The organism is Agilicoccus flavus (assembly GCF_014857905.1).
GTDB classification, from domain to species: Bacteria; Actinomycetota; Actinomycetes; order Actinomycetales; family Dermatophilaceae; genus Agilicoccus; species Agilicoccus flavus.
The window spans coordinates 14,183-37,603 of sequence record NZ_JACYXE010000017.1 but is presented as its reverse complement, the minus strand read 5'-3'; the positions used below and the strand labels follow the sequence as shown (position 1 = coordinate 37,603).

Annotated in this window: 24 protein-coding genes and 1 pseudogene; 6 read left to right on the top strand and 19 right to left on the bottom strand. The window is 73.8% G+C overall.

From position 1 onward, the window contains the following. Positions 1–5: 5 nt before the first annotated feature. From ICW24_RS18100 to ICW24_RS18075, 6 genes are all read right to left on the bottom strand, one after another. Positions 6–779 (bottom strand): ABC transporter permease, encoded by a 774-nt coding sequence (locus ICW24_RS18100; RefSeq protein ID WP_226347131.1) that lies wholly within the window; start codon positions 777–779, stop codon positions 6–8. Beyond that, positions 776–1,687: an ABC transporter ATP-binding protein gene (locus ICW24_RS18095; RefSeq protein ID WP_226347130.1), complete on the bottom strand. Its 912-nt coding sequence runs from the start codon at positions 1,685–1,687 to the stop codon at positions 776–778. The genes ICW24_RS18100 and ICW24_RS18095 overlap by 4 nt, the downstream gene beginning before the upstream one ends. Then, the gene (locus tag ICW24_RS18090; RefSeq protein WP_226347129.1) at positions 1,684–2,250 is read right to left on the bottom strand and encodes a TetR/AcrR family transcriptional regulator; all 567 of its coding nucleotides are present in this window, start codon (positions 2,248–2,250) and stop codon (positions 1,684–1,686) included. The genes ICW24_RS18095 and ICW24_RS18090 overlap by 4 nt, the downstream gene beginning before the upstream one ends. A gap of 174 nt (positions 2,251–2,424) precedes the next feature. Continuing rightward, a complete protein-coding gene (locus tag ICW24_RS18085) occupies positions 2,425–3,570 on the bottom strand; it encodes a winged helix DNA-binding domain-containing protein (RefSeq protein ID WP_226347128.1) in 1,146 nt (381 codons plus the stop codon). 114 nt (positions 3,571–3,684) lie between these two features. After that, a complete protein-coding gene (locus ICW24_RS18080) occupies positions 3,685–4,656 on the bottom strand; it encodes an MFS transporter (protein WP_226347127.1) in 972 nt (323 codons plus the stop codon). Beyond that, positions 4,614–5,003 (bottom strand): hypothetical protein, encoded by a 390-nt coding sequence (locus tag ICW24_RS18075; protein ID WP_226347126.1) that lies wholly within the window; start codon positions 5,001–5,003, stop codon positions 4,614–4,616. Before ICW24_RS18075 ends, ICW24_RS18080 begins: the two co-directional genes overlap by 43 nt. A gap of 78 nt (positions 5,004–5,081) precedes the next feature. Here ICW24_RS18075 and ICW24_RS18070 point away from each other — a divergent pair, with 78 nt between their 5' ends. Beyond that, positions 5,082–5,684, top strand: a complete 603-nt coding sequence (locus ICW24_RS18070) for a helix-turn-helix domain-containing protein (protein WP_226347125.1) — start codon at positions 5,082–5,084, stop codon at positions 5,682–5,684. Here the strand turns inward: ICW24_RS18070 and ICW24_RS18065 are convergent. From ICW24_RS18065 to ICW24_RS18045, 5 genes are all read right to left on the bottom strand, one after another. Next, on the bottom strand, positions 5,649–6,149 hold the full coding sequence (locus ICW24_RS18065) for a DUF2938 domain-containing protein (RefSeq protein ID WP_226347124.1): 501 nt from the start codon (positions 6,147–6,149) through the stop codon (positions 5,649–5,651). The genes ICW24_RS18070 and ICW24_RS18065 overlap by 36 nt on opposite strands. A 253-nt stretch (positions 6,150–6,402) precedes the next feature. Continuing rightward, positions 6,403–7,974 carry a bifunctional shikimate kinase/3-dehydroquinate synthase gene (locus ICW24_RS18060; RefSeq protein WP_226347123.1) on the bottom strand — a complete coding sequence of 524 codons (1,572 nt, stop codon included), beginning with the start codon at positions 7,972–7,974 and terminating at the stop codon, positions 6,403–6,405. A 551-nt stretch (positions 7,975–8,525) separates the two neighbouring features. Next, positions 8,526–9,335 (bottom strand): ABC transporter ATP-binding protein, encoded by an 810-nt coding sequence (locus ICW24_RS18055; RefSeq protein ID WP_226347122.1) that lies wholly within the window; start codon positions 9,333–9,335, stop codon positions 8,526–8,528. Continuing rightward, on the bottom strand, positions 9,332–10,411 hold the full coding sequence (locus tag ICW24_RS18050) for a FecCD family ABC transporter permease (RefSeq protein ID WP_226347121.1): 1,080 nt from the start codon (positions 10,409–10,411) through the stop codon (positions 9,332–9,334). The genes ICW24_RS18055 and ICW24_RS18050 overlap by 4 nt, the downstream gene beginning before the upstream one ends. Beyond that, positions 10,401–11,480 (bottom strand): ABC transporter substrate-binding protein, encoded by a 1,080-nt coding sequence (locus ICW24_RS18045; RefSeq protein WP_226347120.1) that lies wholly within the window; start codon positions 11,478–11,480, stop codon positions 10,401–10,403. The genes ICW24_RS18050 and ICW24_RS18045 overlap by 11 nt, the downstream gene beginning before the upstream one ends. 140 nt (positions 11,481–11,620) lie before the next feature. Here ICW24_RS18045 and ICW24_RS18040 point away from each other — a divergent pair, with 140 nt between their 5' ends. Beyond that, on the top strand, positions 11,621–12,889 hold the full coding sequence (locus ICW24_RS18040) for an MFS transporter (RefSeq protein WP_226347119.1): 1,269 nt from the start codon (positions 11,621–11,623) through the stop codon (positions 12,887–12,889). An 85-nt stretch (positions 12,890–12,974) separates the two neighbouring features. Here ICW24_RS18040 and ICW24_RS18035 read toward each other — a convergent pair whose 3' ends face one another. Both ICW24_RS18035 and ICW24_RS18030 read right to left on the bottom strand, forming a co-directional pair. Continuing rightward, positions 12,975–13,631 (bottom strand): DUF488 domain-containing protein, encoded by a 657-nt coding sequence (locus tag ICW24_RS18035; protein WP_226347118.1) that lies wholly within the window; start codon positions 13,629–13,631, stop codon positions 12,975–12,977. Positions 13,632–13,713: 82 nt separating this feature from the next. Continuing rightward, positions 13,714–14,286 (bottom strand): NADPH-dependent FMN reductase, encoded by a 573-nt coding sequence (locus ICW24_RS18030; RefSeq protein WP_226347117.1) that lies wholly within the window; start codon positions 14,284–14,286, stop codon positions 13,714–13,716. A gap of 127 nt (positions 14,287–14,413) precedes the next feature. Between ICW24_RS18030 and ICW24_RS18025 the strand changes: the two genes are divergently transcribed. Both ICW24_RS18025 and ICW24_RS18020 read left to right on the top strand, forming a co-directional pair. Next, entirely contained in the window at positions 14,414–14,965 is a 552-nt protein-coding gene (locus ICW24_RS18025; RefSeq protein WP_226347116.1) for a dihydrofolate reductase family protein, read from the top strand. A gap of 234 nt (positions 14,966–15,199) precedes the next feature. Further along, positions 15,200–15,586 (top strand): VOC family protein, encoded by a 387-nt coding sequence (locus ICW24_RS18020; protein WP_226347115.1) that lies wholly within the window; start codon positions 15,200–15,202, stop codon positions 15,584–15,586. 86 nt (positions 15,587–15,672) lie between these two features. On the opposite strand, the gene ICW24_RS18015 is transcribed toward ICW24_RS18020, so the two are convergent. From ICW24_RS18015 to ICW24_RS18005, 3 genes are read right to left on the bottom strand one after another with little or no spacing between them, the layout of a single operon-like run. Next, positions 15,673–16,494, bottom strand: a complete 822-nt coding sequence (locus ICW24_RS18015; protein ID WP_226347114.1) for a hypothetical protein — start codon at positions 16,492–16,494, stop codon at positions 15,673–15,675. Next, on the bottom strand, positions 16,491–17,189 hold the full coding sequence (locus ICW24_RS18010; RefSeq protein ID WP_226347113.1) for an ABC transporter ATP-binding protein: 699 nt from the start codon (positions 17,187–17,189) through the stop codon (positions 16,491–16,493). Before ICW24_RS18010 ends, ICW24_RS18015 begins: the two co-directional genes overlap by 4 nt. Positions 17,190–17,193: 4 nt before the next feature. Then, the gene (locus tag ICW24_RS18005) at positions 17,194–17,616 is read right to left on the bottom strand and encodes a GntR family transcriptional regulator (protein WP_226347112.1); all 423 of its coding nucleotides are present in this window, start codon (positions 17,614–17,616) and stop codon (positions 17,194–17,196) included. Positions 17,617–17,754: 138 nt separating this feature from the next. Between ICW24_RS18005 and ICW24_RS18000 the strand changes: the two genes are divergently transcribed. Continuing rightward, on the top strand, positions 17,755–18,339 hold the full coding sequence (locus tag ICW24_RS18000) for a DapH/DapD/GlmU-related protein (RefSeq protein ID WP_226347111.1): 585 nt from the start codon (positions 17,755–17,757) through the stop codon (positions 18,337–18,339). A gap of 46 nt (positions 18,340–18,385) precedes the next feature. On the opposite strand, the gene ICW24_RS17995 is transcribed toward ICW24_RS18000, so the two are convergent. Further along, the gene (locus ICW24_RS17995) at positions 18,386–19,231 is read right to left on the bottom strand and encodes an arginase family protein (RefSeq protein ID WP_226347110.1); all 846 of its coding nucleotides are present in this window, start codon (positions 19,229–19,231) and stop codon (positions 18,386–18,388) included. 133 nt (positions 19,232–19,364) lie between these two features. Then, positions 19,365–20,256, bottom strand: a pseudogene (locus ICW24_RS17990) (aldo/keto reductase). Between the two features lie 156 nt (positions 20,257–20,412). On the opposite strand from ICW24_RS17990, the gene ICW24_RS17985 reads away from it, so the two are divergent. Further along, positions 20,413–22,269 carry a glycoside hydrolase family 15 protein gene (locus ICW24_RS17985; RefSeq protein WP_226347109.1) on the top strand — a complete coding sequence of 619 codons (1,857 nt, stop codon included), beginning with the start codon at positions 20,413–20,415 and terminating at the stop codon, positions 22,267–22,269. Here ICW24_RS17985 and ICW24_RS17980 read toward each other — a convergent pair. Next, on the bottom strand, positions 22,246–23,325 hold the full coding sequence (locus ICW24_RS17980) for a 2,3-butanediol dehydrogenase (RefSeq protein WP_226347108.1): 1,080 nt from the start codon (positions 23,323–23,325) through the stop codon (positions 22,246–22,248). The genes ICW24_RS17985 and ICW24_RS17980 overlap by 24 nt on opposite strands. Positions 23,326–23,421: the final 96 nt, after the last annotated feature.

Genomic DNA, 23,421 nt, shown 5'->3' with positions numbered 1-23,421 from the left:
GGGGGTCACGACCGGCCGAGTTGGAGCCGTGCCCAGGCTCGGCACGTGGCCCACACGCCCAGTGCCCCGACGAGGAGCGCAAGCGCGAGCTGCAGGGGCGCCACCCCGGCCGCGACGTCGGGGCCGGCGGCGCCGGCCCACAGCGCCGGCGCCGCCCACGGGACCCACGCCACGGCGCCGAGGGCCACGGCGAACTGGGTGCCGATCACGGTGGCCAGGGTCGCGACGATTCCGCCGAGGTAGCCGCGCGTGTACGTCGCCGCCCAGCCGGCGGGAAGCGCCGTGGCTGCGGTGAGGAGCCCCAGGCCGAGCAGTCGCACGACGTGACCGAGCTCGGGCACCGGCAGACCGGTGAGCGTGCCCCCGAGGATCAGGAGGAACGTGACCGCGACGCTCACCAGCGACGCCCACGCCGACACGACGACGGCCTTGGCGCCCGCGACGGCGCCGCGGGAGACGGGCTGGGCGAAGAGCCCGACGATCGTGCCGTCCGTGAACTCGCGCCCCACGCACCAGCTCGCGACCACCCCGAACGCGAGCAGACCGAGACCCGCCTCGAGCTGAGCCGCGAGCCCCAGCAGCGCCACCCACCCGTCGCCGAGGACCATCGCACGGGCCTTGGCCGCGGCGGGGCCTCCCGCGGCACCACGCGCCAGCGCGAGGAACCCGAGGGAGGCGAGCGGCACGAGGGCCGCGACCGCGAGACCGGCGACCCACGCCACCGGGGAGCGCCGCAGCTTGAGCGCCTCGACGCGTAGCGCCGCACCGAAGCCGGTCACGGCCGTGCCGCCTCGTCACCGGCGGCCGAGTGCCTTGCGGCGATGGCCTCCGCCCGGTGACCCTGGGGCCACTCGCCCTCCGCCCGCTCACCCTGCGATCGGTCGCCCTCCGGCCGGTCGCCCTCCGCCCGCTCACCCTGCGATCGGTTGCCCTCCGGCCGGTCGCCCTCCGCCCGCTCGTCCTCCGCCGCGAGGACGAGGTCGAAGAAGCGGCGTTCGAGGTCGGCGCCGCCGGGAGCGAGGGTGCCCACGACGCGGCCGGCGTGGAGGACGTCGACGTCGTCGGCCATCCGGGCCACCTCGTCGAGGTGGTGACTCGAGACGAGGATCGCGGCACCACCGGCCGCGAGGTCCCGAACGAGGTCGCGCAACCCGAGGACGGCCCTCGGGTCGAGCGCGTTGGCCGGCTCATCGAGGACGAGAACGTCGGGTGCGTGCAGGGTGGCGGCGCCGATCGCGACCTTCTGCCTCGTCCCGAGTGACAGGGTGCGGGCCCGCCGGTCGAGCCACCGCCCCAACCCCAGGCGCTGCGCGACGGCATCGGCCCGCCGGCGCGATTCCTTTCCGGTCAGACCGCGCAGCGTCGCCGCCGCGTGGAGGTTCTCGCGAGCGGTCAGCTCCGGGTAGCAGAACGGTGTCTCGACGAGGTGCCCGCAACGGCGCCACACCTCGGCCCCGGCCTCGCGGACCGGGCGACCGAGGAGCGTGACGGTCCCGCGGTCGGGACGGAGCATCCCGAGCGCGACGCGCATGAGGGTCGTCTTGCCGGCGCCGTTGAGGCCGACGAGGGCCCGGACCCTCCCCGCGTGCAGGACGAGGTCGACGTCGTCGAGGACTCGGACGCTCTCGCGGCGCCCGCCGCCCCGGAGGTCGACGCCGATGCCGTCGAGGACGAGGGACGGGGTCATGACTGCGGTCCGGGATCCAGCGCCCGCATGGCCCCGGCCACGGCGTCGCCCATGCCGAGCGTGGGGTGGGCGCCGACGAGGAACAGGGCCGAGGTCAGGGCCCCGATGAGCGCCCCGGCGACCGCCTCGGCCTCGAGGACGTCGGTCCCGCCGTCGGCCAGGGCCGCCGCGATGGCCTGCTGCGTGACCTGCTGCGACTCCCACATGCGGGCGCGCAGACCGGGGTGGGTCGCGACGATGCCCAGCCGGAGTCGCACGCTGTCGTCGGCGACGTCGGACTGGTCCGCGATCCGGCTCCACGCCTCGAGAATGCCTCGTCGTCCCCGCTCGAGCGGGGACAGGCCCGCGGGCTGCGCCCGCACGAACTCGGCGATGAGGGGGTCGTACGGGTCGGTCACGACGACATCGCTCTTGGAGGGGAAGTGCCGGAAGAACGTCATGTGCGAGACGCCCGCCTCGTCGGCGATCCGGGTCACGGGGACCGCGTCGTATCCCTCCGCCGCGAAAAGCCGCAGCGCGATCTCGAGGATGCGCAGCCGCGTCCGTTCCGTTCGCGTGGTCACCTTCCCCACCGTACGCGTGACGTTAGTGACTAACAATTCTGCGTCCGGTGGGATCTCACCGCGAGACGACCCCGGCCGTCATGAGCTGCTCGGGCGCGGCCTGCGTCTCGGACACCCGCATCGACCACCGTCGTGCTTCGAGTCCACGCTCGCCGGCATCGACCGGGGCCGCGATTACTCCCGCGTCAGGGTCAGGTCGGTCACGGTGACCCCGTAGGCCGCCTCGAGATGCGCGGTGGGAGCGTCGAACTCGGCCTTGCGGGGGCGCCGGGTGCGGGCGAACCACGAGACCTCCAGGAGCCGCCGCGAGCCCGAACCGGGCAGGCGCCACCACCCGGTCATCCGCCCGTCGACGAGCAGCGGCGCGAGGATCATGCCGTTCGCCTGCGTCCACAGCCGCCGGTAGTGGGCGGCGTCGACGAACCGCTCCCGGGCCGGCGGGTCGTAGGCGCACAGCAGGGCGTCGAACTCGGGCAGGAGCCGGACGCCGGGCAGGTCCACCGGCGCCGGCTGCCCGGCGACCAGGTCGTGGTAGACCCGGCCGTCGGGGCCCGTGCCCTCGCGAAGGTCGGGGGCGAGCCTGGCCAGCGCGGCGTCGACCGGCCGCAGCCCCACGCCCGACCACCAGGCGAGGTCGTGGCGGCTCGCCGGACCGTGCGCGCTCAGGTGCCGGCGGACCGCCCGGTCGAGGGCGGCGGCGCGGTCGGCGAGCAGCGCCCCGCGCTCGTCGGCGTCGCCGAGCACGACCGCGGCGGTGCGATAGCCGGGCGCACCCTGGGCCTGCCATCCGCCGGACAGCGGTCGGCGCAGCAGCCCGCCGTGACCGAACGCGAAGTAGCGCCCCGCGTCGTTCTCGAGGTTCGGGATCGCAGAAGGGTCGTGCGCCGCGATCCACGACCGGAGGTGCTCGGCCAGCTCGGCCGGCGTGCGCCAGGCGGGCGCGGCGAAGTCCTCGATGCCGGCCCACAGCTCCTCCAGCGAACGGTCGACGAGGCGCATCGTGCGCGCCCACAGGGTCCGTTGGCCGAGACGGGTGAGCGCCTCGAGCAGAGCATGGTCCTGCGGTGTCGACGTGTGCACCGTGCCGCGGATGGTGCTGCCGCGGACGATGGCGTGGCACTCGTAGGCCGCGCCGATGGTCTCGAGGTCGACGCCGGGCAGGCGGGCCGCGAGCGCCAGGTAGGGCGAGCGCGCGGTCTGGGACTGGATCGGCCCGATCCGCCGCAGCAGCCCGTCGACGGACTGCGACTCGTGTCCGTCGACCTGCGGGAACTGCCGAGCCAGCGCGAGCCCCGCGAGGTCATCCCACGTGTAGTCCACGCCGGCACAGTAGCGGCGCACGCCCCGGCAGCGCGGCGCCACGGCGCACGCCCCGGGTCGGCGCAGGCCGTCACGCCACGCTCCATGCGGCGGTCCGCCTGGCCGGGCCAGGCCTCACCTCGCGAGGCTTCGCCGATCGGCGAGCACGAGGGGCAGGGCGGCGAGAGCGAGGACCGCCCCGATGAGGGACACGGAGGTGAGCCCGAGTCCGCGGGTGAGCGCCGCCCCGGCGAGGATCGGCGTGACGCTGATGCCGAGCTGGAAGGCGGAGACGGTCATCGCGCCGGCGAGGGTCGGCGCACCGGCGGCGAGGGCGAACACGCGGCCGTACAGCGCCGGGTTGAGCACGAAGCCCGCCACCCCGAGCAGGATCACCACCGGCGTGACCAGCCACGCGTGGTGCGCGGCGACGACCATCGCGACCGAGAGTGCCGCGATGGTCGAGGCACCGGTGAGGAGCGCGACATGGGGCCGCGCGTCGGAGATCCTCCCGCCGACGGAGAGCCCGACGAACGCCCCGACCCCGAAGAGCGACAGGACCGCGGGCACCCAGACCGGGGTCAGCCCGGTGACGTCCGTCAGCATCGCGGCGAGGTAGTGGAAAGTCATCATGTAGGCGGCGGTCGTGAGGATCGTGACCGCCCAGATCCCCCACAACCGACGATCGCGCAGGGCGGCGAGCTCACCGCCCACACGCGGTGCGGTCCGCGGTTCGCCCGGCGACGCAGGGGGGAGGCCGAGGAGGCAGCCGACCATCCCCGCCAGGGTGAGGGCGACGACGACCCAGAATCCCCCACGCCACTGCGTGAGGTGACCGAGGAGCGTCCCCGCCGGCCCGCCCGCGACCATGGCGACGCTGAGGCCGCTGACGACGACCCCCGCGGCTCGGGCGTTCCGCTCCGGCGTGACGAGGCCGATCGCCGTGACCGAGGCGACGGCGAAGAAGCCCGCGTAGGCGACACCGGCCACCGCGCGCGACGCGAGCAGTACCTCGTAGGGGCCGAGCAGCCCCACGGCGATGCTGACGGCGAAGACCGCCTGGGTCACCGCGAGCGCGGTGCGGCGCGGCCGGCGCAGGATGAGCACGGCGAACGGCGGTCCGCCGACGACGACGCCGAGCGCGAAGGCGTGATGAGCAGGCCGGCGGTGGCGAGCGGGACGTGAAGGTCGTCGGCGACCAGCGGAAGCATCCCGGCGAGCAGGAACTCGGCGCTGCCCATGGCGAAGAGGCAGAACCCGAGGAGATAGACCCCGCGCGGCAACCCGCGAGGATCCGGATCGGCCGGTGGGGGCGCCGCCGGTATCGGCAGGCCGTGGCGGCGGTTGCCGAGCACCTGCTCGCACAGCCGCGCCTCCATCCGCCCGGAGAAAGGCTTCTCGTCCGGGGGCCTGCTCGACGTGGGTCGGACCCAACGGCGCTCGGTTGCGTCCATACCTCGACGCTCCGCAAACCGTGCCAGATCGGCGAGTAGTCTTGCCGGGACAGCAAACCTGCAGAGCCGGGAGTCGCGATGGATGACGACGTCGTCGCAGCGGTCGGTCCACGGCTGCGAGAGATCAGGGCGGGTCGGCGGCAGACCCTCGCCGCGGTGTCGGCGGCGACGGGCATCTCGGTCTCGACGCTCTCGCGCCTCGAATCGGGCGGGCGGCGGGCGACCCTCGAACTATTGCTGCCGCTGGCTCGGCACTACCGGCTCCCCCTCGACGACCTCGTCGCGGCCCCCGCGGTGGGAGACCCGCGGATCCACGCCCGCCCGACGCGCCGCAACGGCATGATCGTCATTCCGCTCACCGCCCTGCCTGGGCCGCAGCAGGCGTTCAAGATGGTCATCCCGGCCACCCGGGCCACCCCTGACCTCTGCCGCCACGACGGTTTCGAATGGCTCTACGTCCTCTCGGGGGCCCTGCGGCTCGTCCTCGGCGACCGGGACGTGACGATGACGAGCGGCGAGGCGGCCGAGTTCGACACCCGCACCCCGCACTGGTTCGGCAGCACCGGGTCCGGCACGGTCGAGGCCATCAGCCTGCTGGGACTGCAGGGCGAGCGGGTCCACCTCGCCGCGCCCGCCACCGCGAGGTCACCGGCCCCCGAGGCACCGGAGCGCCTGCGCTGACAGGTAGAGGCCGAGCCCGTACACGGCGTGGGTGCGCAGACTCCGCAGTCGGGCGCTCGTCGGATCGGGCGTCCTCGACGCCGCGACGCCGAGGCCGAAGGCCGGTTGCATGAGGAACCAGGGCGCGGCGACCGTGACCAGCCCCAGGCCGAGGGCCGGCGCGAGGGTGGGTCGCTCGAGCCACGCCGGGCGGGCCGCCGCGAGCGCCACGGCGAAGGTGACGCCGATGGCGTAGTGCGTCGCCAGGCCGAGCTCCCGTTCGCTCGGCACCGGCGTGGCCCGCCGGATGTCGTCGTGTCGGAACCGGCCCGCCGGCATGTGCCCGATCCACCGACCGATGAGGGCGTTGTCCAGCGGCGGGACGCCGGTCGCCCGCCTGATGCCCTCGCCCACGAGGTCGAGCAGCGCGGTCGCGCCGACCCCCACCACCGCCGCTCGCCCGAGATCTCCTGTCGAAACCCTCATGTCGCTCTCCTTCGTCGGATGTCCTCGACCGGCAACCGACGTGGACGTGTCCTCACTCCGGACCTTGCCGTTTCGGCAACCCGTGGACGCCGCCCCGCCACCAGCCGACCGCAGCCGGCCGGCCCCGATCGACGGCGGCAGCACCCGAGACCTCACTAGTGACCCCGGCGCCGTCCGCGGCCGGCGGTGTCGAGTCGGCCGCGGACCGGGGCGGGACGTCGCTGCCCCTCACCCGGTGCGCGGCGGGCGGCGGTCAGCCGGCAGCGAGGTCGGCGAGGGCCGCCGCGACGTCGGTCTCCGACGGTGACACGCCCGCCTCGGGCGACCCGAGGGCGGACAGGATCACGAAGCGCCACCCGTTGCGATACTTGCGGTCGCGGCGCAGGGCGTCGGCCACGTCGTCGAGGGCGAACCGGGCCGTGACCGGCAGCCCGAGAACGGTGAGGGTGCGCCGGTGCGCCTCGACCCCGGCCTCGTCGAGGCGCCCGAGCCGGCGGCTCAGGTGCGCGGCCGCCATGAGCCCGAGCGACAGGGCGGCTCCCCCACTGAGCGCCGGGTCGGCGGCGGCGAACGCCCGGGAGAACGTGTGCCCGTAGTTGAGGTGGAGCCGGCCGCCCTCCTCGCGCTCGTCGTTGGTGACGACGTCGGCCTTGATCTCGGCGCTGCGCCGCACGAGCCGCAGCAGCGCCGCGGTGTCGCGGGCGGCGACGGCCGGCCCGGCGGCGACGAGCTCGTCGAGCAGGGTGGGATCGGCGACGAGCCCGTGCTTGGCGATCTCGGCCAACCCCGCCTCAACGTCCGGCCGCTCCGGGGCGACGGCGAGCGCGACGTCGCACACGACGGCGACGGGCTGGTGGACGACGCCGAGCACGCTCGCACCGGGCAGCGCCACCGCGCCCTTGCCCCCGACCGCCGAATCCGCCTGGGCCTCGAGGGTGGTGGGCACGAGGGCGTGGGCCACCCCCCGGTTGTACGTGCCGGCGAGGAAACCGACGATCTCGCACGTGGCCTCACCGCCGACCCCGACGAGGAGGTCGCCCCGGTGGACGGCGAGCCGCGACAGCTCCGCGCTGACGTGACCGAGCTGGGCCAGGTCGTTGTCGGGGACACCGGACGCGAGGCTCACGTGGCGGACCGGCACCGGCTGCCGGGCCAGGTGCCGCGCGACGAGCTCGGCGGCGCCCCGTTCGCCGGCGCCCGCGACGACGACGACCTGTTCCGCGTCCTGCGGCATCGGGACGAGCCCCGCGAGCTGGTCGAGGACGCCGACCCCGACGTGGACGCGGTAGGAGCCACCGGGCGGCGCGACGAGCACGCCCTTGGTGCCGTCGTCCTCGTCGCGCCCGGTGACCTGGTCGATGACCTCCCAGGCGATGTCCTCCACGCGGCGCCCCGTCGTGTGCGCGACGACGTCGGCGACGCCCGCGTACACCGCCAGCCGGCCCGCGTAGAGGTCGGGCAGACCCGGGTCGTGCAGCAGCGGCCGGTACTCGTCGCGGCCGACCCGCAGGATCGCGTCGTCGAGTTCGACGTGCAGGTAGACGACGGTGTGGTCCGCGAGCCGCGCCCGCGTTCCCTCCCGTCCGCACGCGCCGCCGCCGAGCGACAGGACGCACGCCGGCCCGTCGAGCAGGCGCGCGATCGTCTCCTCCTCGATGTCCCGGAAGGCGGTCTCGCCGTGCTCCGCGAAGATCTCCTTGATCGTGCGGCGCCGCTCGTGCTCGACGACGAGGTCGGAGTCGACGAAGGGCAGCCCGAGCCGCTCCGCGAGCATCCGGCCGACGGTGGTCTTGCCCGCGCCCATGAAGCCGACGATGACGATCAACGGGTGTCCCCCTTGCCGGAGCGGTGCGGGCCGACGGCCGCCGCGGCGCCGGGTCGGGCGGCGGCGGGCCTGCGTTCGCCGGGACTCTACCGGTGCGCGCCGGACCCGCTGCCGGGCATCTCACGTTCGCGGGGCCGGGCCGGAGGGCACCGGGTATCGGTCGAGTGGCGTTGCCGCGGCTGGTCGCCCGCGGTCCCACGTTGCCGTCGGCACGTCGCCTCCGGCCGGCACGTCGGCGCACCCGTGTCGGTCACCGGCGCCGTATCGGGCCGACCCTCCGAGTTTTCGCGACAACTGCACTGCCAATGGCGTATCGGCGCCGAGGCCGACCCTCTGACCTGCGGCGATGGAAACGTCGCCACCAAAGGCAGTGCAGTTGTCGTGAAAACTCGGACCCGCCCGCCCCTGACGCCCGTCGCGCGGAGCTCCCGCCGTGGCCCCTCGTCGCCGCTGCCGGCCTCTCCGGCCCGCGCCACCGCCCCGCCGCAGCCCACCGCCGGTCGCCGCCGGGCGGGTGCGAGGCGCCCGCCCGGCGGCGACGCACTCCGTCGTCACGCGTCGCCGCGGCCCGGGCCCGCCGCGGGGGCCACGTCAGCGGGCGCCCCCGGACAGTAGTGCACCCGCAGGAGGCCGTCGCCGTCGACCGAGACGTCGGCGCGGACGCCGTAGACGTCGGCGATGAGCGCCTGCGTGAGGACGTCGGCCGGGCGACCGGCCGCCACGGCCCGCCCGGCGCACAGCACCATGACCCGGTCGCAGAACATCGCGGCGAGGCCGAGGTCGTGCAGGGCCACGACGGTCGTCACGGGCAGCCGGGTGACGAGGGTGAGGATCTCGAGCTGGTGGCGGATGTCGAGGTGGTTCGTCGGCTCGTCCATGAGCAGCTCCTTCGGCTCCTGCGCGAGGGCCCGGGCGATGTGCACCCGCTGGCGCTCGCCGCCGGAGAGGGTGTGCCACGCCCGACCGGCGCGGTCGTCCATCCCCGTCGCGACCAGCGCCCGCTCGACGGCCTCGTCGTCGCCGCGCTGGTCGCCGCCCCACAGGGACCGGTACGGGATCCGCCCGAGCCGGACGACGTCGCGGACGGCGAGGTCGACGTCGGAGTGCGCGTGCTGCTGGACGACGGCGATCGACCGGGCGACCTCGCGGCGGCCCAGTCCCGTCAGGTCGGCGTCGCCGAGCAGCACCCGTCCGCGGGAGGGGCGGGCCGCGCCGTGCATGAGCCTGAGCAGGGACGACTTGCCCGACCCGTTCGGGCCGAGCAGGCCGACAGTCTCCCCCGGCTCCGTGCGCAGGGTGACGCCGTCGACGACGAGGTTGCCGCCGCGGTCCCACGAGACGGCGTCCGCGTGCAGGGTCATCGCAGCTCCCGCCGCCGCGCGAGCAGGACGATGAAGACGGGAACACCGACGAGGGCGGTGCCGACCCCGACCGGCAGCGGTGTCGGCGCGAAGACGGTGCGCGCACCGGCGTCGACCCACACCATGAAGGCGGCGCCGAGCAGGGCGGTCGTCGGCAGCAGGCGGCTGTGCCGGTGCCCGCTGATGAGCCGCGCGGCGTGGGGCAGCACGAGCCCGACGAACCCGACCGCGCCGGTCACGCTGACGAGCACCGCCGTGATGAGGGCCGTGAGCAGCAGCAGCGCCGTCCGGACCTTGGCCGTGTCGATGCCGAGCGAGGCCGCGACGTCGTCGCCGAAGGGGAACGCGTCGAGCACGCGGGCCGTCCGCCAGGTGAGCGCCGCGCCGACGACGACGGTGGCCGTGCACAGCACGGCGTCGGGCCAGCGCACGCCCTCCAGCGAGCCGAGCAGCCAGAACATGACCCCGCGGGTCTCGTCGGAGTCGGCGAACGCGAAGACGACGAGGGAGGTGAGGGCCGAGAAGAGCTGGGTGCTCGCCACGCCCGCGAGGACCACCTTGTCGGTGCCGCCCCCGGTCAGGCGGGTGAGCACGAGCACGAGCGCGAAGGCGACGAGCGCCCCGATGAAGGCGCCGCCCGAGAGGCCGAGGCCGGCCCCGCCGATCCCGAGGATGCCGATGACGACGGCGCCGGTCGAGGCGCCCGATGAGATCCCGAGGACGAACGGGTCGGCCAGGGGGTTGCGCAGCAGCGACTGCATGATCATCCCGCAGATGCCGAGCCCGGCCCCGGTCGCCGCGGCGACGATGGCGCGCGGCAGCCGCTCCTGCCAGACGATCGCGTCCTCGGACGCCCGGACCGGGATCTGGGCGAGGCCGGCGTGGTTGAGCAGGATGTCGCGGACGTTGACGAGCGAGACGTCGGCGGGCCCGAGCGTGATGGCGACGGCGATCGAGAGGACGACGAACGCCGCCGCGCCGAGCAGCGCCACGGCGAGCCGCAGGCGACCCCGCCGGGACGGCTGCGCGCCCACCGCCGCGACGACCCGGGCGTCGGTGCGGGCCTCAGTCGACATTCGCGCCGTTCTTGCGCCACCAGTCGCCGAGCTTCTCGAGGCCGTCGACGTAGCGGATCGAGGGGTTGAGCTCGGAGCCGTGCAGGCTGACGAAGCGCTGGTTCTGTACGGCCGGCATCGTCTTCGTCAGCGGGTCGGTCTTCAGGAACGTCACCTTGTCGTCGAGCCGGTCGCCCGGGAAGCGGTCGCGCTGCAGGTCGCCGAGGACGAGGACGTCGGGGTTCTTCTCCACGACCGTCTCCCACGTGCTGGCCGTCCAGTCGTCCGGCACGTCCGTGAAGACGTTCTTCGCCTTGATCTTCCGGGTGAGGAAGCCCGGCGCGCCGAGATCGCTGGCGACGTACGGGGTCTTGGTGTCGGCGAACCAGTAGGCGATCGTCTTTCCCTCGGCGTCGACCCCCTCCAGGGCCTTGGCCTCGCGCTCCGTCAGGCTCGCGATGAGTTGCTCGCCGCGCGGGGCGACGTCGAAGACGCGGGCGAGCTCGCGGATCTCCTGGTGGAGCGCGTCGACGGTGAGGGGCTTGGTGCGCTTGCCGCCGCCGTTGATGCTCCGGCCGTTGTCGCAGTCCGTCGGCGACAGGTAGGTGTCGATCCCGGTCTCGGCGAACCGGGCGCGGGGCGCGACGCCGCCCTGCGCGAAGTGGCGCCCGAACGACGCGGCGACGAAGTCGGGATCCGTGCCCATGACGACCTCGTAGGTGGGGGCGTTGTCCGCGAGGCGCGTCACCTTCGCGTTGGCGTCGGCGAGCGAGGGCAGGACCGGGTCGGTCCACGAGGCCGTGCCGACGAGGCGGTCGGCGAGACCGAGCGAGAGCATGATCTCCGTCGCGTCCTGGTCGAGCGAGACGACCTTGCTCGGCGCCCTGTCGAGCGTCACCTGCGTGCCGCAGTTGTCGAGCGTGATCGGGTACCGGGTCCCCCCGCTCGCCGACGTCCCCCCGCCCGCCGACGGGCTCGACGATCCGGTCGGGCCGCCCGCGGCCGGCACCGGCTCGGAGGCGCCGCACGCGCCGAGGCCGAGGGTGGCGACGAGGCCGAGGGCGATGGGCACGGACGGCCGACGTGACATGAGTCCTCCTGAGAAGGTGGCGACCGACCCGCCACAACGCCCGAGGCTAGCCTCGCCTAAGCTCCCGGTGCCAATCGCGCCCGATCATCCTGGCATCGCGGCGGCGGGGCGCCGGACGATTCAGGACGAAGGGGGGCGGGATGCGGCTCGTCGCGCGCCTCCCGGCGCCCCTAGCGCTGCTGTTGTTCACCCAGTTCGCCTTCAACGTCGGCTTCTACCTCGTCGTCCCCTTTCTCGCGGCCTACCTCGGGCACACCCTGCAGCTCGCGGGGTGGGTGGTCGGCGCGGTACTCGGGGTGCGCACGTTCAGCCAGCAGGGGCTGTTCGTCGTGGGTGGCGCGCTCGCGGACCGGTTCGGCATCCGCGCGAGCATCGTCGTCGGCTGTGGCATCCGGATCGCCGGGTTCGTCACGCTGGGCCTGTCCGCGTCGCTGCCGGGCGTGGTCACCGGGGTCGTGCTCATCGGCCTCGCCGCCGCCCTGTTCTCCCCCGCCACGGAGGCGGCGATCGTCGCGTGGGGCGGGGAGGTCGAACGCGGCGGCGGCCCGACGTTGCGGGAGATCGTCGCGGCGGAGGCGGTCTGCAGCAAGCTCGGCTCGGTCGTGGGGCCCGTCCTCGGAGCGGCGCTCGTGGTCGTCCCCTTCCGGGTGAGCTGTCTCGTGGCCGCGGCCCTCTTCGCGGTCATCCTGCTCGCCCAGGTCGCGTGGCTCCCGCCGGGATCGCGCATCGGGGAGCCGCGCCCGGTCGCCGCGTCGTTCCGGCTCGTGCTCGCGAACCGCCCGTTCCTGGCCTTCGCGGCGCTGCACTCGACGTACCTGCTGTCGTACAACCAGCTCTACCTCGCCGCCCCCGTCGAGCTCGACCGGGTGGGAGGGCCGGCCGCGGGCATCAGCTGGGTATTCGTTGCGGCGGCGCTGCTCGTCGTCGCCGCTCAGGTGCCGGTGACGCGGGTCGCGCTGCGATTCGGTCGCGTCGCGGCGCTGCGGTGCGGGTACGCGCTCATCGCCGGCGGGTTCCTCGCGGTCGCCGTCGCCGCGCCTCTCCCGCCCGCGCCCGGCGCCTGGGCCTACGGCCCGCTCGCGGTGTTCGTCACGTTGCTGCACGTCGGCGGCATCCTCGTCCTGCCGGCGGCCCGCGCCGTCGTCGCCGACCTGTCCGCGGGTCACAGCCTCGGCACCTACCTGGGCTTCCTCGCCTCCGCCGGTGGCCTCGCGGTGCTGCTCGGGAGCACGGTCGCGGGCCGGCTCCTCGACGACGCCGCCTCGCCCGGCCCGCTCGCGAGCCTCGCGTGGCTGTTCCTCGCCGCGCTGCCCGCCGCCGCGGCCCTCGGCATCGGACCCTTCGGGGGCCGCCACCTCCCCGCCGAGACCCGCCCCGCGGCGCCGGGTGAGTCCGGCCAGGTCCGGTAGCTCGAGCCGCGGACCGAAGAGGCCGAGACGGCGCGGCGCCGGCCTCACCACGTCCCGCGCCTCAGGGCGGGGCGTTCCCGGACGCCTACGAGCTCGGGTCGGTGGGCGCGGGGTAGGTGACGATGCCGTCGGGGCTCACGACGGGGTCGGCGCCCCACTGCCCGAGCCGGTGCGGGCGCGGCGCCGCGTTCGTCATGAGGTGCTCGACCGCGCGGCCGCGGGCGACGAGCGTGTTCGCGATGAGCAGGCGGTGGCAGCGCCAGGGCATCGGCTCGCCGCACAGCACTGCGACGTGCCGGGTGTCGGCCAGGTCGGTGAGCTCCCGCAGGCCGTCCTCGAACGGCGGCGTCAGGGTGTAGTCGGCGTAGTTCTTGAAACTCACGTTCTGCCACCCCGCGTTGCGGGTCGGGTCGACGTCGGGCTGCCGGGGGCGGCGGCCGGCGAGCGCCGGCAGGTGGAGGTAGTCGACCCCGCCGTCGGCGAGCCACTGCGTCATGTTCTCGGCGTCGAATTGGGGGCTGCGGCGCGAGCCCGGCATCCTGCGCACGTCGACGACCAGGTCCACCCCGACCGAGGCGAGGGTGTCGAGCACCAGGTCCGGTGGGCACGTCCAGTGCCCGATGGTCCACACCCGTCCCGCCACCTCGTCGTCCGCGCCCTCGGGGGCAGGTTCGAGCACGTCCGGCCCCCGGTCGACGACACCGTCGGCCGGTCGGTCGGGTCCGTTCGTCACGGCGTCCACGCCCGCATCGTCGTCGGCGGTGGCGACCCGCCCGCCGGCGGCGTTCTGGAGCCGGACCGAGCGGTCACGGAGCCCCCGGCCGTCAGCCCGCGGAGCGGAGGGTGGCCAGGGCTCCGGCCCACCGCTCGAGCTGGTCGAACGCCGAGGCGCGGTTGCGCTCCTGGTAGTCGCGGGGCGACATCGTCGTGAAGTCGGTCATGTCGTCGTAGATCGAGATCGACACCTGGCTGCGGACGGTCGCGATCTGCAGCTCGCCGAGCACGAGCTTGAGCTGCTCGGCCGCGCGCAGTCCGCCCGAGCTGCCGTAGCAGCAGATCGCCGCGGCCTTGTCGTTCCACTCGGCGTAGAGGAAGTCGAGGGCGTTCTTGAGCGCCCCGGGGATGCCGCGGTTGTACTCGGGCGTGACGAAGACGAACCCGTCGAACCCGTCGACGAGCGCCGACCACCTCTTCGTGTGCTCGCGGGTGTAGTTCCCGGAGGACGCGGGCTCGGGCTCGTCGAGGAGGGGCAGGCCCTGGTCGGCGAGGTCGACGAGGGTGTAGCTGGCTCCCTCGCGGTCGGCGGTGCCCGCCATGACCCACTCGGCCACGGCGGGACCGACCCGCTCGGGCCGGGTGGAGGCGACGATAACGGCGATCTTCAGCGGTTGGGCCATGACTCGAGTCTGGCGCATCCCGGCGCCGGAGCCCGACGCCCGGTCGGCGCGCGCAACCGGCTGACGGTCGCCGCGGTTCGGAGGAGGCTGGGCCGTGGACGTCCCCGCCCACCCCTCAGGAGGCCTCGTGCGCACCCTTGCGATCACCCAGAACATCACGCTCGACGGCGCGATCGACATGCTCGGCGACTGGTTCGACCCCCAGGAGCAGATGGACGACCCCCGGATGGCCGAGGAGATGCGGCGCCAGGACGAGGCCTGCGACGCCGTCCTCCTCGGCCGGCAGACGTTCACGGACTTCCGCGGGTTCTGGCCGGCGCAGGGCGACGACGAGACCGGCATCTCGACCTACCTCGACACCGTGCACAAGTACGTCGTCTCACGCACGCTCACCGACCCGGGCTGGCAGAACTCGACGATCCTCTCGGGCGACCCGGTCGACGAGGCCGCGCGCCTGAAGGAGTCCGACGGCGGCGACATCGTCGTCACCGGCAGCGTCACCCTCTGCCACACCCTCCTGGCGGCGGGCGTCGTCGACGAGCTGCGATTGTTCACCTACCCGGTCGTGCAGGGCGCCGGGCGGCGCCTCCTCCCCGACGGCCTCGCCGTCACCCCGCGCCTGCTCGAAGCCGCGACGTTCGCCGACCGGATCCTCTACTCACGCCACGCGCTTCGCTGACGTCGACCCGGCGTGGACCGGTCGGTCAGCGGGGCTGAGCGTTGGTCATGAGCGCCGGGATGTCGGCGCCCTGCGAGGCGGTCTTGAAGGCGTCCACGTGGCGACTCATGCCCGCACCCTACGGGCGCGCGACGCCCCGGCCCCGCGGCGAGCCCGCCGTCCCCCGTCGTTCTCGCGCGCCCGCGCCCCGGCGTCGCTAGCGTCGAACGCACACCGACGCACGAGGAGGACCCCATGGCCCACGGCGACATCACGCACATCGACATCCCGGTCAGCGACACGGGGCGGGCGCAGGACTTCTACTCCCGGCTCTTCGGCTGGAACATCGCCGAGATCCCCGGCTTCGAGGGCTACCCCATGTGGCAGGCCCCGAACAAGATCAGCGGGGGTGGCCTGGCGCCGCGCGAGGGCGGCTTCACCCAGCCCCGCTCCTACGTCGAGGTCGACTCCATCGACGACACGCTCGCCCTGGTCGAGCAGAGCGGCGGCACCGTCGTCATGGGCAGGTCGCCCATCAGCGACACGAGCTGGTGGGCGATCTTCACCGATCCCGACGGCAACACCATCGGGCTGTACGAGGGCACCACCGACGCCGGCGACGGGTCGGCCCCGCAGGCCTGAGCGCACGCCACGACGGGCCCGCGCCCCCCTCCGCAGGCGCGGGCCCGTCCGGCCCGGTTCGGTGCGGCCGCGCACGGCCGATCACGTCAGCGCAGGCTCACCCCGCGGTTCCAGGCCCGCGCCGTCCACCCGACGAGGACGATTCCGGCCAGCGCAGCCACGGGCAGGAACCCGAGGGGCATGGGGTCGGAGACTCCGCTGGTGCGCCCGGCGTGCCACAGGTCCATCGGCACGATCCGCAGCGCCCCGCCGTCGAGGTGGGCGCCGTACGGGAGGGCGACGATGCCGAGGAAGAACAGGACCTGCAGGACGACGTAGAGCACCAGGTACACGACGATCGGGCCGGCGGGCCCGAGGCGCGCGAGCCGAGGACCGCTGCCGAGCGACGCCGCGAAATAGAAGCACACGAGCCCGCCCCAGGTGGCGAGGACGATCGAGACCGCGATCGCCGCGACGACGAGCGGGTTCGCGACCTCCAGCCCCCGGCGTGCCGTCTCGAGCACGTACCCGGCGGCGCCGGTCCCCGCGGGAGCCTCGTGGGCGAGGGCGGCCGCCGCCGGGAGCAGCAGGAGCGCCGCCCCGACGGCGACGCTGACGACGCTGACGATCAGGCCGTGCAGCAGCCGCACCGCGTAGATCGTGGACCCGCGCACCGGCAGCGAATGCGTGAGATATCCGCCGCGCCCGTAGGCCGACCGCCAGTACTGGACGCCCAGGGCCAGGCAGAGCACGGGCAGCAGAGCGGCGACCGCGGCGAACGCCGCCACGGCACCGAGCGTCGCGAGCAGGGGCCAGCGGGTCAGCGCGAGCAGCGACCCGGCGACCACGACGAGGGCCGCCCCGCCGAGAACCGCGCTCACCGTCCCGCGGGTCCGCCGGAACTCGTGGAGCAGGAGGGTGGTCGTCATCGGTACGTCTCCTTGAAGAGCGAGTCCAGGCTCGTGCCGTGCTCGGAGCGGAGGTCGTCGACGTCGCCGGCGACGAGCACCCGGCCGTGGCGCATCATGACGACCGAGTCGAGGACGGGCTCGAGGTCGTGGACGAGGTGGGTGGAGATGAGCACGAGGCTGTGCTCGGGCAGGTCGCCGACGATGGTCGACAGCAGGGTGTCCCGCGCGAGCGGGTCGACCCCCGAGATCGGTTCGTCGAGCAGGAAGACGGAGGCCTCGCGCGACATCGCCAACGCGATCTGCACCTTCTCGCGCATCCCCCTCGACGCCTCCTTGAGGCGCAGCGACGTCTCGAGGCCGAAGGAGTCGACGAGTCGGCGCGCCTTGGCCTCGTCGAAGTCGGCAAAGAAGTCGCGGTACAGGCGCAGGCACTCCTCGATGCGGGCCCGTTCGGGCAGGAAGCTCACGTCGGGCAGGAAGCTCACCGTGGCCTTGGACCGGGGTCCCGGGCGGTGCCCGGCGATGCGGACGTCGCCGGTGTAGTCCTGCATGACCCCGGCGAGGATCTTCAGCAGGGTCGTCTTGCCGCAGCCGTTCTCGCCGAGGAGCCCGACGATGCGGCCGGGGCTCAGGCGCAGGTCGACGCCGTCGAGGGCGCGGGTGCGGCCGTAGGACTTCGTCAGCCCGGTGATCTCGATCGCGTGGTCGGTCATGGCGTCAGGCCTTCGCGTCTGCGGGTCGGGTGGTTGCGTCGGTCGGATCGGGACGGTCGTGGTCATCGGTGGTCCACCTTTCGGCGATGAGGGAGGTCGCGTGGTCGAGCGGGATCCCGAACCCCCGGGCCCGCCGGATGTAGTCGTCGGCGGCGTCGGCCGCCATCTCGGCCCGCAGGCCGCGGATGCGCTCGCCGTCGTCGGTGACGTAGCGACCCGAGGCCCGCTCGACGCGGCACAGACCGTCGCGCTCGAGCTCGGAGAGGGCCCGCTGCACGGTGTTGGGGTTGACCCCCAGCTCACCGGCGAGGTCGCGGACGCCCCCGATGCGTCCGCCGGGCTCCCACGTCCCGACGACGATGCGGCGGCGGAACTCGTGGACGAGCTGGTGCCAGATCGGTCGGGACGGGTCGAAGTCGATCGTCACCACCCACCTCCTGTCTCGCTGTATTAGGTGATTAATACAGTAGATCAGCGAGGGTAGAAGTCAACCCCTGTGCCTCGGACGCCCACCCGGCGAGCCCGTCCGGGGCCGTGACCGCCCACCGACTGGGAGGATCACGGCATGGACGAGACGGAGTTCCTGGCCCAGGTGAACAGCGGCGGCACGATCGAGGCCGGTTCGGAGGCGCACGCCTTCATGCACCGGTCCTCGCAGGAGGCGCTCGAGGTGACGGCCGAACTCAACGGCGGCTACCGCACGCCGGAGGAGGTGCACGAGCTCCTCGAGCGCCTCACGGGGGCGCCCGTGCCGGCGTCGGTCGCGCTGTTCCCGCCCTTCCACTGCGAGTTCGGGAAGAACCTGCGGTTCGGCGAGAACGTGTTCGTCAATATGGGCTGCATGTTCCAGGACACCGGCGGCATCACCATCGGCGACGGCTCGCTCATCGGCCACGGCTCCGTCCTGACGACCCTGAACCACGGCGTCGACCCCGCACGGCGCGGGGACATGATCCCGGCGCCGGTCGTCATCGGGCGCAACGTGTGGCTGGGGGCGCGCGTCACGGTCGTGCCGGGCGTGACGATCGGGGACGGCGCGATCGTCGCCGCCGGCGCGGTCGTCACCTCCGACGTGCCACCCGACACGATCGTCGGCGGCGTCCCCGCCCGCGCCCTCAAGGAGACAGGGTTCGACAGCGCCGCAGGGTGAGCGGCGGTGGTCCGATCGCGACCACGTCGCTCGCGCGCCGGCCGGATCAGAGCAGGGGGAGGCCCTCGAGCAGCTCGCCCACGGCGAGCACCTGCCTCGGGACGTACTCGGCGACGGTGATCCCGACGACGTCGGCGGCGCCGTCCAGATCGGCGATCAGGCGGCGGACCTGGCCGGTGGTGAGCCCGCTCGGTTCGGCGCCGAGGCCGAGCACCACCTCGGTGCTGTCGACGACGTCGACGTCGAGGTGGATCGCCACCTTGGTGCACCCCGTGCCCCGCAGCCAGGCCAGCAGCGGCGCGCTGGAGTCGCATAGGTCGGCCGGAGAGAAGGTGTCGATCCCCCACTCCGCGGCGTGCGGCATGTCGTCGTCGGTCCACGCGTGCAGCCCCGCCAGCGCGACCCGCGACGCGTCGACCGCGGCGGGGAGCTGATCGACGAAGGCGGGGTCACCGCGCCCGGTGAGCACCGAGACGGCCATCGCGTGGTAGCCGTCGTACGCGCTGCTCGGGGTGCCGAGGTCGGGATGCGCGTCGACCCAGACGACCGCGAGGTCGGTGCCGTATCGCTCGGCGAGGAACGCGAACGGGGCGACGCTCACCGAGCACTCGCCACCGAGCGTGACGATGCGGGCCCGGCGAACACGATGAACTGCAGCGGCACCAACAGGCCGCTGAGGGTGCGGCCGGCCGACTCGGACAAGCCCGGGAGGAACGCCGTCAACCCCGAGACCGTCGAGCCGAGGAGGAGGGCGGGCGCGGCGAGGATCGCGTACCAGGCCTTCCACGTCGTCAGGTGCGTGGCGAGTGTGTGCGCATCGTCGGCGCCCTTCTGCGTCGTGTCCGCCCCCGAGCCCGGCGGTTCCCGACCCGTCGGTGCTGACTCTCACCATGAGAACAGCCGAACCTCACACCGGGGTCTCACGCCGTTCTCGTCGAGACCACAACGTGACCTGCGCAGATGTCGCCTCCGCGGCCTCTGGCGGCCCGCCGGCCCCGTCGTCACCGGCGGGTCCGGCGCGCGCATCAGCCGATCTCGTGCCCGACGGCCGCGGAGCAGGCGGCGAGTTCGTCGGCGGTCAGCTCCAGGTCTGCGGCCCGCGCCGAGTCGACGATCGAGGCGGCGCGCCGGGCGCCGGGGATGACGACGACGTGCTCGCCCAGCGACAACTCCCACGCGAGGACGGCCTGCTGCGGGCCGACCCCGTGGGCCTGCCCGACCTGCGCGAAGACCGAGAAGCGCTCCCCGACCGACGTCGCGCCGCCGCCGGTGCCGCCGAGGGGACTCCACGGCAGGAACGCGATGCCGCGCTCGTCGCAGTGGCGCAGCTCGTCGTAGCTGCACGGGTGTTTCGGCGAGAATTCATTCTGCACGCTCGCGAGGCTGCCCTCGCCGAGGACCTCCTCGGCGATCTCGACTCCTCGACGCTCGCGTTGGAGATGCCGACGCGCGCACCTTGCCCTCCCGCTGCAGGCCGGCGAGGGTCTCCATGACCTCGCCGTAGGTGCGGCTGCGGTCGGGCCGGTGGTACTGGTACACGTCGAGGACGTCGACGCCGAGGTTGCGCAGCGACGCCTCGACCTGCCCGCGCAGGTACGCCGGGCTGCCGTCGCGGCCCCACGCCTCGCCCTCGCCGCGGGTGATGCCGCCCTTCGTCGCGAGCACGATCCCGTCGCGGTCGCCGCCCCAGGAGGCGACAGCCTTGCCGACGAGACGCTCGTTGTGGCCCATCTCATCCCACCTCGGGGCGTAGCAGTCGGCGGTGTCGATGAGCGTCACCCCCGCGTCGAGGGCGGCGTGGACCATCGCGATCGCGTCGGCCTCGTCGGGGACGACCTTGTCGTTGTTCATCGACACCGGCATGGCCCCCAGGCCCACGGCCGAGACGGTGAACGGGCCGAGCGTGCGGACCTTCATGGATCTCATCCCTTCCGGCGCCGCCCTCGGTGGGGGTGCCTCGTCCGACCGTATGCCGCGCGCCGGACGCCGATCCGGGCGACCGTCACGCGCGCCGGAGCCGACCCGCGCGCCCGGACGTCGCCGCCGGGGCACCGCCGGGCCTAGTTTCGAGTCATGAGCCACGACGACCCATCCCGCGGACGCCCGGACGCCGACCGGTCGGGGGCACCCTCGCAGCCCCCGATCGAGGACTACGCCGTCCTCAGCGACATGCGGACCGCGGCCCTCGTGAGCTCCGCGGGGTCGATCGACTGGCTGTGCCTGCCGCGGTTCGACTCCGAGGCCTGCTTCGCCGCGCTCCTCGGGTCCCCCGGGAACGGTCGCTGGCTGCTGGGGACCGTCGAGCCGGCGCGGACGACGCGCTCGTACGAGGCGGGCACGCTGGCCCTCGTCGCGGAGCACGAGACGGACGCCGGGGTCGTCCGCGTCGAGGACTTCATGCCCACGAGCGAGGACGCGACGCACGTGGTGCGACGGATCAGCGGCCTGCGTGGCCGGGTCCTCGTGCGGCACGAGTGGGTGCTGAGGTTCGGCTACGGCGAGCACCGCCCGTGGATCCACCGCGTGCCCGACCACAGCGACCTCGGCTGCGACGAGATGCTCGTGGCGACCTCGGGGCCGAGCTCGGTCCTGCTGCGGGGCCCCCGCCTGCCGCGCCCGCACGGCACCACGCACACCGACGAGTTCGAGGTGCGAGAGGGCGAGACGCTGACGTTCGTCATGTCGTGGTGGCCGTCGCACGAGGAGCCGCCGCCGCCGTTCGACGTCGCCCGGGCCCGCGCCGCCACCCTCGCCCACTATCGGGGTTGGACCCGGCACGCCCACTACCACGGCGAGCACGCGGACGCGGTGCGCACGTCGCTGGCCGTGCTGCGCGGGCTCACCGACCGCGACACCGGGGGGATCGTCGCCGCCGCGACGATGGGGCTGCCCGAGCAGTTCGGCGGCGCGCGCAACTGGGACTACCGCTACTGCTGGCTGCGGGACGCCTCCCTGACCCTCACCGCGTTCCTCGAGTGCGGCTACCGCAAGGAACCGCGCACGTGGCGCCGGTGGCTCCTGCGCGCCGTCGCGGGCGACCCGGCGAGCATGCAGATCATGTACGGGGTCGACGGACGGCGGGACCTCACCGAGCGCGAGCTCGGCCATCTCCCCGGTTACGCCGACTCCCGCCCGGTCCTGCTCGGCAACGCGGCGGTGGACCAGCAGCAGCTCGACGTGCTGGGCGAGGTGATGAACGCCCTCGAGCTCGCCCGGTCCCGCGGACTGACCGAGTCGGCCGACTCGTGGGCGCTGCAGGTCGCGCTCGTCGACCACCTCTGCGAGAACTGGGACCGCCGCGATCAGGGCCTGTGGGAGATCCGTGGGCCCGCGCGCCGGTTCACCCATTCGCGGGCCATGGTCTGGGTCGCGCTCGACCGGGCCGTCCGGGGCGTCGAGCAGCACGGCCTGGACGGGCCCGCCGACCGGTGGCGCCAGGTGCGGGACCGGGTGCGCGACGACGTCCTGACCCGCGGCGTCGCCGACGCCGGGCACTTCCGGCAGCACGACGAGACCGACGAGGTCGACGCGTCGCTGCTCCTGCTCGCGCCCGTCGGGCTCGTGGCCGCCGACGACCCCCGCTACGTCGCGACGGTCGCGAAGGTCGAGCGCGACCTCCTCCGCGACGGCCTCGTGCTGCGCTATCGCACGTCGTCGGGCGTCGACGGCCTGACCGGCGACGAGAATCCCTTCCTCGCCTGCTCGTTCTGGCTCGTGTCCGCCTACGCGCTCACCGGCCGGATCGACGACGCCCGCCACCTCATGGGCCACCTCGTGTCGCTGCGCAACGACGTCGGCCTGCTCTCCGAGGAGTACGACCCGCGGGCGGGGCGCTTCGTGGGAAACACGCCCCAGGCGTTCTCCCACCTCGCCCTCATCGACGCCGCCACGACCCTCGCCACCGCGTCAGAGGCCGCGGCCGCTGGGTGAGACGAGGATCTTCACCGCCGTCTCGTTCCGGTGGATGAGGGTGTCGAACCCGTCGTCGAGGAGCCCATCGAGGCCGATCTTGCCGGTGACGAACGGGCCGGGATCGATCCGGCCCTGCTCGACGAGCCGGATGGTCTCCGGGTGGGAGTTGACGTAGGCGATCGTGCCGCGGACGTCGAGCTCCTTGAGCACGATCTGCTGCATGTCGAACGAGCCGCGCCCGCCCCAGATCGACACGACGACGAGCACGCCGGTGGGGCGCAGCGCGTCGACGAGGGTGTCCATCGCGGGCTGCACACTCGTGCACTCGAACGCGACGTCCGCGCCGCGGCCGTCGGAGGAGAGCTCGCGAACCTGCTCGGCGACGTCGACCTCGGCCGGGCTGAAGGCGTGGTCGGCGACGCCGGAGTCGAGCGCCTTGCGGCGGCGGAGTTCGCTGATCTCGCTCATGACGACGGTGATGCCCTCGGCCTTGAGGACCGCGGCGAGGAGCAGGCCGATGGGGCCGGCGCCGGCGATGACGGCGAGGTCGCCGGACGTCGCGCCGGAGCGCTGGTAGGCGTGGTAGCCGACCGACAACGGCTCGATGAGCGCGGCCTGGTCGAGCGGGATCGACTCACCGATCGGATGCACCCAGCGGCGCCGGACGCTCACCTTCTCGCCCAGGCCCCCGCCGCGGCCGGCCAGGCCGATGAAGTTCATGTCCGGGCTGAGGTGGTAGGCCATGTTCGCCTCGGAGGTGTCGACGTCGTCCGAGATGATGTACGGCTCGACGACGACGTGCTGCCCCACCTCGAGATCGTCGACGCCGTCGCCCACCTCGTAGACGACACCCGAGAACTCGTGACCGAGCGTGATCGGGGCGTCCTCGCCCGAGATCGGGTGGGGATGTCCGGGGCTCGGGCAGAAGATCGGGCCGTCCTTGTACTCGTGCAGGTCGGTGCCGCAGATGCCGCACCAGGCGACGTCGATGCCGACCTCGCCCGGGCCGACCGTCGGCTCGGGGATCTCCTCGATCCGGATGTCGCCGTTGCCGTAGTAGCGCGCCGCACGCATGACGTGTCCTTCCGATCCGGCCGGCGCCTCGTGCGTCCGGGCCCGCCTCCATCCTTCTCCCGACTCCCCTGCGGGCGGGGGTGACGAACGTCCCCC

Excerpts from the sequence above, each read along its gene's own strand:
- ICW24_RS18095 (WP_226347130.1), bottom strand. The coding sequence starts at position 1,687 with ATGACCCCGTCCCTCGTCCTCGACGGCATCGGCGTCGACCTCCGGGGC.
- ICW24_RS18030 (WP_226347117.1), bottom strand. The coding sequence starts at position 14,286 with ATGGCCCAACCGCTGAAGATCGCCGTTATCGTCGCCTCCACCCGGCCC.
- ICW24_RS18075 (WP_226347126.1), bottom strand. The coding sequence starts at position 5,003 with ATGGACGCAACCGAGCGCCGTTGGGTCCGACCCACGTCGAGCAGGCCC.
- ICW24_RS18055 (WP_226347122.1), bottom strand. The coding sequence starts at position 9,335 with ATGACCCTGCACGCGGACGCCGTCTCGTGGGACCGCGGCGGCAACCTC.
- ICW24_RS17985 (WP_226347109.1), top strand. The coding sequence starts at position 20,413 with ATGAGCCACGACGACCCATCCCGCGGACGCCCGGACGCCGACCGGTCG.
- ICW24_RS17995 (WP_226347110.1), bottom strand. The coding sequence starts at position 19,231 with ATGGTGAGAGTCAGCACCGACGGGTCGGGAACCGCCGGGCTCGGGGGC.
- ICW24_RS18040 (WP_226347119.1), top strand. The coding sequence starts at position 11,621 with ATGCGGCTCGTCGCGCGCCTCCCGGCGCCCCTAGCGCTGCTGTTGTTC.
- ICW24_RS18065 (WP_226347124.1), bottom strand. The coding sequence starts at position 6,149 with ATGAGGGTTTCGACAGGAGATCTCGGGCGAGCGGCGGTGGTGGGGGTC.
- ICW24_RS18000 (WP_226347111.1), top strand. The coding sequence starts at position 17,755 with ATGGACGAGACGGAGTTCCTGGCCCAGGTGAACAGCGGCGGCACGATC.
- ICW24_RS18050 (WP_226347121.1), bottom strand. The coding sequence starts at position 10,411 with ATGTCGACTGAGGCCCGCACCGACGCCCGGGTCGTCGCGGCGGTGGGC.
- ICW24_RS18045 (WP_226347120.1), bottom strand. The coding sequence starts at position 11,480 with ATGTCACGTCGGCCGTCCGTGCCCATCGCCCTCGGCCTCGTCGCCACC.
- ICW24_RS18020 (WP_226347115.1), top strand. The coding sequence starts at position 15,200 with ATGGCCCACGGCGACATCACGCACATCGACATCCCGGTCAGCGACACG.
- ICW24_RS18070 (WP_226347125.1), top strand. The coding sequence starts at position 5,082 with ATGGATGACGACGTCGTCGCAGCGGTCGGTCCACGGCTGCGAGAGATC.
- ICW24_RS17980 (WP_226347108.1), bottom strand. The coding sequence starts at position 23,325 with ATGCGTGCGGCGCGCTACTACGGCAACGGCGACATCCGGATCGAGGAG.
- ICW24_RS18015 (WP_226347114.1), bottom strand. The coding sequence starts at position 16,494 with ATGACGACCACCCTCCTGCTCCACGAGTTCCGGCGGACCCGCGGGACG.
- ICW24_RS18010 (WP_226347113.1), bottom strand. The coding sequence starts at position 17,189 with ATGACCGACCACGCGATCGAGATCACCGGGCTGACGAAGTCCTACGGC.